This window comes from Mesorhizobium sp. J18 (assembly GCF_007829525.1).
Lineage (GTDB): Bacteria > Pseudomonadota > Alphaproteobacteria > Rhizobiales > Rhizobiaceae > VLJP01.
In genome coordinates this window covers 1-6,124 of sequence record NZ_VLJP01000074.1, presented here as the reverse complement: position 1 = coordinate 6,124, position 6,124 = coordinate 1, and the positions used below count along the sequence as shown (strand labels likewise).

6 protein-coding genes and 1 tRNA gene are annotated in these 6,124 nt (G+C 60.9%); 6 read left to right on the top strand and 1 reads right to left on the bottom strand.

Annotation, left to right across the window (positions count from 1 at the left end):
- Positions 1-272: 272 nt before the first annotated feature.
- A tRNA-Arg gene (locus tag L598_RS19630) sits at positions 273-349 on the top strand.
- 603 nt (positions 350-952) lie between these two features.
- Here the strand turns inward: L598_RS19630 and L598_RS21880 are convergent.
- On the bottom strand, positions 953-1,876 hold the full coding sequence (locus L598_RS21880; protein WP_246658848.1) for a hypothetical protein: 924 nt from the start codon (positions 1,874-1,876) through the stop codon (positions 953-955).
- Between L598_RS21880 and L598_RS21875 the strand changes: the two genes are divergently transcribed.
- The 5 genes from L598_RS21875 to L598_RS19605 all read left to right on the top strand — a co-directional run.
- A complete protein-coding gene (locus L598_RS21875) occupies positions 1,862-2,347 on the top strand; it encodes an ATP-binding protein (RefSeq protein WP_246658847.1) in 486 nt (161 codons plus the stop codon). The genes L598_RS21880 and L598_RS21875 overlap by 15 nt on opposite strands.
- Positions 2,344-3,024 (top strand): response regulator transcription factor, encoded by a 681-nt coding sequence (locus L598_RS19620; RefSeq protein ID WP_144865412.1) that lies wholly within the window; start codon positions 2,344-2,346, stop codon positions 3,022-3,024. The genes L598_RS21875 and L598_RS19620 overlap by 4 nt, the downstream gene beginning before the upstream one ends.
- Positions 3,025-3,386: 362 nt before the next feature.
- Positions 3,387-4,604, top strand: coding sequence for an ABC transporter substrate-binding protein (locus tag L598_RS19615; RefSeq protein WP_144865410.1), 1,218 nt, complete (start codon positions 3,387-3,389; stop codon positions 4,602-4,604).
- 23 nt (positions 4,605-4,627) lie between these two features.
- A complete protein-coding gene (locus tag L598_RS19610) occupies positions 4,628-5,608 on the top strand; it encodes a YVTN family beta-propeller repeat protein (RefSeq protein ID WP_186445011.1) in 981 nt (326 codons plus the stop codon).
- Between the two features lie 55 nt (positions 5,609-5,663).
- Positions 5,664-6,124: hypothetical protein (locus tag L598_RS19605; RefSeq protein ID WP_144862632.1), on the top strand; the 461-nt coding region annotated here is incomplete at its 3' end.

Genomic DNA, 6,124 nt, shown 5'->3' with positions numbered 1-6,124 from the left:
CCCTCCGAAGGCTGCTGTCAAGGGTGTTTGCGTAAGCCGGCGATGAAAAAAGTGAAGTGAATACAGGAGTTTAAAGGCTAAGCCAAAAAGCCACCGAGACCGCGAAATTTTCCACGTAAGCACCACGTAAGCAATTTGGTGGAAATGGTGGCGGGAAAGCGGATAGCGTAGCGGACGTTGAGTTGCGGCTTTGATCTGTTGGCGAAGCGATGATGATTTCGGCCTAAACCGTTGACCTTCACTGGTCGCTCGGGCTAGGCAAAATAGAGCATGCACCCGTAGCTCAGCTGGATAGAGTGTTGGCCTCCGAAGCCAAAGGTCACAGGTTCGAATCCTGTCGGGTGCGCCATTTCAGAACAAAGGAGAGAACTGGGTACTGCTGCGGCATCCAGATCGAGATCAAACATCTGGCGCGACGGTCCCGCTGGCTGCGTTTGGCATGAAACGGCACGTGGGTTGGCAGGTAACGGCACGTTGGCAGATAACGGCGTGAAGCCGTCGCCAGGATTGGGCGTCCGAAAGCTCAGTGTCGGGATTAGGGATGAGCCTTTCGGACGCCCATGTCGTGTGCTCGCGCTGGACAGTCTCTCCAGCGCCGGGCCAGCCTATCGGGACCGGCAGACCGAGGCTATGGAAGTCCTGCGCAAAATCATTGCCGGAAGTTCCCGGGAAACGTACCAAAAATCTGCTTGAACAACAGATGATCGCCGGTTTCACTGTCTGGCGGTAAGGTTTTTGAGCCAGCCTGGCCATTCTGGGGCCGATGGCTGTGGGTTACAGTTGTGTTTAGGAACGGATGATGGCCGGAATCGCTGTGGACCACCCGAATACCGTGTTGCACGACACTCCGGGCCAGTCGATCAGGGTCGAGCGGGCAATTCCACGATCGAAGGACCTTGCAGGCCGGCTCTGGCACAGAATCTCCTTGCGGAGGCAAATCCTTACTGCATTCCTATTGGTAAATCTTGCCGCAGGCATAGTTGCCGCGATCGTCGTCATCTATGACGCAAGACAGGCAGCCCAGGAAGAGATCACGGCTTCGATGCACCTGGCGGGGCGTCTGGTGCGCGAAGCCGTCGGGCGCAGCAGCGCGGATAACGGTGGGATCGCCCTTTTCCGGGACCTTGGACTCGAACTTGGCCATCTGCGGCATGTACGGATCCTGTTCGCTGACGGGAATGGGAGCCTGGCTCCATTGCTCCCGGCCGAGACCGTAGGTGCTGCTGCTGACGACAAGGCTGGCGTGCCTGACTGGTTCACGGCACTCATCAATGTCGGCGATATCCGCCGGGAAATGAAGATCGTCCTGAACGGCCACCAGATAGGATCGGTTGTCATGATCGGCCATGCTGCCGATGAGATCGCCGAAGTCTGGCGGGACACCAAACATCTGGCCATCATCGCTCTCACCCTCAATGCGGCGGTCCTTGCAATTCTTTACATCGCCCTTGGCCGGGTGCTCCATCCCCTCACAAAATTGGCGGCAGGCCTGCGCGAATTGGAGCAAGGCCAGTTTCAGCATCGGCTTGCCCAACCAAGGGTACGGGAGTTGGCGGATATCTCCGACCGTTTCAACGCCCTTGCCAGCCGCCTCGGCGCGGCGAACGCCGACAATATCCGCCTGACGAAGCGACTGATTTCCGTTCAGGACGATGAGCGTCGCCAGATAGCGACGGAACTTCACGACGAGATCGGACCGTGTCTGTTCGGCATGAAGGCAAACGTCGCTTCGCTTGAACAACTTGCGGGCGAGCTCCCGGACGCGACAGCCGACCGTCTGCGCGACCGGGTCGCTACCCTCACCGAGATCACCGAGAAGATTCAAATCCTGAACCGCCGCCTGCTCGGCAAAATCCGTCCCATGGCGCTCGGTCACGTGCCCCTCGCCGACATCATCTCGGGAGTGGTCGCGGACTTCGAGCGGTTCAATCCGAAGGTCCGCATCACCCTGGCGGTCGGCCGCCTTGCCGACAGTTACGGCGATTCCGTCGACCTCACGGTTTATCGCTGTCTGCAGGAGGGCATCACCAATGCCGAGCGGCATGGGGAGGCCACCATGATCGCGGTCGATTTGACGGAACGGCCGTATAACACGGAGGATGGCGGCGGATCACAGGCTTCGCCGGTGCTCCGCCTGTCGATTCGGGACGACGGACATGGAGTAACACCCGGTGTATCCTGGGGCCTCGGCCTGACCGGCATGGACGAACGGGTCCGCGCGCTCGGCGGCATGCTGACACTGACGAGCCAGCCGGGCGCCGGCACCTGCCTGGACATCTCGATTCCAATCGACGAGTTGTCGCGAATACCGGACGGGCGGAAAGGGCAACGAAGGAGCCGACAATGACGCGGGTTCTCGTCATCGATGACCACCCCATGGTGTTGCAGGGTTGCCGACGCGTCCTGCAGGATTCCGGTGTCTGCGAAATCCAGGAGGCGAGCAGCGCCGTCGCCGGCTATCGACTTTTCCGGCGCAGCCGTCCGGAAGTGGTCATCATCGACCTCGCCTTGCAAGGCAACAGGCTCGGCGGCCTCGATCTCGTTGGCCGCATGCGCCTCCAGGATCCCCGCCTTCCCATTCTTGTGCTCAGCATGCATAGCGATCCCTTCATCGTCAGTCGCGCTCTGGAGGCCGGCGCTACCGGCTATGTCTTGAAGGATGCGGGACCACGCGATTTTCTTGAGGCATTCGAAACGGTGCGACGCGGAAAGCCTTATCTCAACCACGATATTGCCGTGCAGGTGGCACTGCTGGGCACCCGCCGCAGCATCGGCCCCCTTAGCGATCTTTCGCCCAGAGAACTGCAAACGCTCACCCTGCTTGCCGAAGGCAAGCCTTATCAAGAGATCAGCCGTGAGCTTAATGTCAGTTACAAGACCGTGGCCAATACCTGCTCCCAGCTCAAGGCAAAGCTCGGTGCTCGCAACCTTCCCGAGTTAATCCGCATGGCGATTCAATATGTCTCCTCTTCCGCCCAGCCGCGGGTGCTTTCAAGCGAGACATCAAAGACAGCAGCCGGCTGAGCATTCAGCTTCCTTGTGAGAGGGAGGCGGTCGAACGGTGGTCTGCCTAGGCTCACCATGCCAGGAGCCGCGGCGCGCAAAATTTTATCATGTCGCGGGCCGCAGTGCGGGAAGTTTTGGCAACGGAAGCGGGAACTTTTTCCAATAAAGTCAAGAATTACTACCGTAGTCGAACAAGGCCGGCTTCGTTAAGCTGACATTGCCTGGATACAGGCCAGCGTGTCCGCATGCCAAGGGACCGGGAAGGGTTGGCTACCTACCTCCTGAATGCTTGGCGGCGCGGACACCGGAAAGGGCACCGTCATAGCGCATCAGCTATGCCATTCGTCGGCTGGCGCGCGCGTAGAGTGGAACACCTTCTCATGAAGAGCATGGTGCCGGTTGTCATTGTCTTCTTGTCCGCGTTTCTGGGGCTTGCCGTGACTGACGCGGCAGCTCAGCAAAATGCAGCCAAACCTGAACCCCTTGAGATCCGGGTTGGTTATATGCGGGCTTATGCGCCTGGGCTTGCATTGTCGGTTCTTGACGTTCCGCCGCGCGATGAGGGTGTTGCGGGTGCGGAGGTTGCGATCGCCGACAACAACACGACGGGCGCGTTTCTGGGCCAGGAATTCACGCTTGATGTGACCGAGGTCGAGCCTGGCTCGGACGTGACCGGGGCCTTCCGGGAGATGATGGCGAAGGGGGTGCGCTATATCCTGGCCGACCTTTCGGCCGAGCAGCTTCTGTCGATTGCCGATCTTGCCGGCCAGGAGGGTGTCATCATCTTCAATGTCGGCGCGCATGACGATGTCCTGCGCGAGGAGGAGTGCCGGGCGAACGTGTTCCACACCGCGCCGACGCGCACCATGCTTGCGGACGGGCTGGCGCAGTATCTGATCTGGAAGCAGTGGCGGCGCTGGGTGCTGCTTTATGGGTCGCATGAGCCGGACCGGCTCTTTGCGGATGCGCTGCGGCGGGCGGCGGACCGCTTCGGCGGGCAGATCGTGGCGGAGAAGCTGTTCGAGGACAGGGGCACGGCGCGGCGCAGCGACACGGGCGTCGTGCAGATCCAGCGGCAGATGCCGGTCTTCACGCAGGACCTTCCCGAGCACGACGTGATGCTGGTGGCCGACGAGAGCGAGGTCTTCGGGACCTACCTGCCCTACCGCACCTGGGTTCCGCGTCCGGTAGCCGGCACGGCGGGGCTCGTTGCCTCCGCCTGGCATCCGGCCAGCGAGCAGTGGGGCGGCACGCAGATCCAGAACCGGTTCGTGGATGCGATCGGCCGCCGCATGCTGTCGAAGGACATGTCGGCCTGGACGGCGGCGCGGGTGATCGGGGAAGCGGTGACGCGGACGCAGAGCGGCGATCCGGCGAAGGTGGCCGAGTTCGTGCGCTCCGACGATTTCCAGGTCGCCGCGTTCCGCGGCCAGCGGCTGACCTTCCGCAAGTGGAACCAGCAATTGCGCCAGCCGGTCTTCCTCGGCGACGGCCGCTCCGTCGTCTCGACATCGCCGCAGGAAGGCTTCCTGCACCAGGTATCGGAGCTGGACACGCTGGGGATCGACGAGCCCGAGACCAGTTGCGATCTGAACTGACCATTGCAGTGGGAGGAGAGTGAATGCGAAATCACCTATACGTGCTTGCCGGCGCGATCGTCGCGGGGGCGGCGATGTCGTCTCCGGCCTCCGCATATATGGCCTATGTGTCGAATGAGCGGGGCAACACGGTCACCGTCATCGACACCGAGACCATGGAGGTGGTCGACACCATCGATACGGGCCAGCGGCCGCGCGGGATAACCATTTCCCATGACGGCAAGTTCATCTATCTGTGCGCCTCCGACGACGACACCGTCGAGATCATCGACACCTCCAGCCATTCGATCGTCGGCACGCTGCCTTCGGGGCCGGACCCGGAACTCTTCGTGCTCTCTCCCGACGGCAAGATGCTCTATGTCGCCAATGAGGACGACAATCTGGTCACGGCGATCGATGTGGAAAGCAAGAGGGTTGTGACGGAGATCCCCGTCGGCGTCGAGCCGGAAGGCATGGGCATCAGTCCGGACGGCAAGACGCTGGTCAACACCTCCGAGACGACCAACATGGCCCATTTCATCGATACCGAAACCCATCAGATCACGCATAACGTGCTGGTGGATTCGCGCCCGCGCTTCGCCGAGTTCAAGCCGGACGGATCGGAGGTCTGGGTCAGCGCCGAGATCGGTGGCACCGTGTCGGTAATCGACAATGCCTCGCGCGAGATCAAGCACAAGATCACATTCGAGATACCCGGCCTGCGTCCCGAATCGATCCAGCCGGTGGGCGTGCGCATCAGCGCCGACGGCAGGAAGGCCTATGTGGCGCTCGGCCCCGCCAACCGCGTCGCCGTGGTCAATGCCGAGACCTACGAGGTCGAGAAATATGTCCTGGTCGGCCAGCGCGTCTGGCAGCTCGCCTTCACGCCGGACCAGAAGATGATCGTCAGCACCAACGGCATCTCCAACGACGTCACCTTCATCGACGTGGCAACCGACGAGGCCGTGCAGTCGGTGACCGTGGGCGAGCAGCCCTGGGGCGTCGTCGTGTCCCCGAATGAATGAGCAGAACTGACCAAGCAGGATTACCCAAGCAGGATTGACAAGTGGAGGATACCCGATGCGAAAATTTCTCATGGCTCTCATGGCCGCTACTCTGGCGGCCATGCTGCAATCCCAGGCCGTCATGGCCCAGGATGACGATGACGATGATGACGACGGCGGCCAGGTGACATTGGCAAGCAAGGACCTGCCGGAACTGATCCTCGGCTCCGCCGAAGACGACTTCGCGGTCAACCAGACCAGTTTCGAGCTGGAGGCGGGCCAGGCCTATCGCTGGAAGATCACATCCCAGGGCAATCTCGAATACAAGTTCTTCACCGACCTGTTCCGAAATGTCTGGATGAACCAGATCGTGATCAACGACCTCGAAGTGCACATGAACGGCGCACCAGCATGGCTCGAATTCGACGCACACGGAACAATCCAGGTCCAGTTCGTCGCAGCCAGACCAGGATTCCATACATGGTCCGTCCGCGATCTCGAAAAAAATGGAATGCAAGGAACCATAATCGTAAAGTA

Coding starts and splice junctions, on each gene's coding strand:
- L598_RS19620 (WP_144865412.1), top strand. CDS start 2,344: ATGACGCGGGTTCTCGTCATCGATGACCACCCCATGGTGTTGCAGGGT.
- L598_RS21875 (WP_246658847.1), top strand. CDS start 1,862: ATGGCGCTCGGTCACGTGCCCCTCGCCGACATCATCTCGGGAGTGGTC.
- L598_RS19615 (WP_144865410.1), top strand. CDS start 3,387: ATGAAGAGCATGGTGCCGGTTGTCATTGTCTTCTTGTCCGCGTTTCTG.
- L598_RS19610 (WP_186445011.1), top strand. CDS start 4,628: ATGCGAAATCACCTATACGTGCTTGCCGGCGCGATCGTCGCGGGGGCG.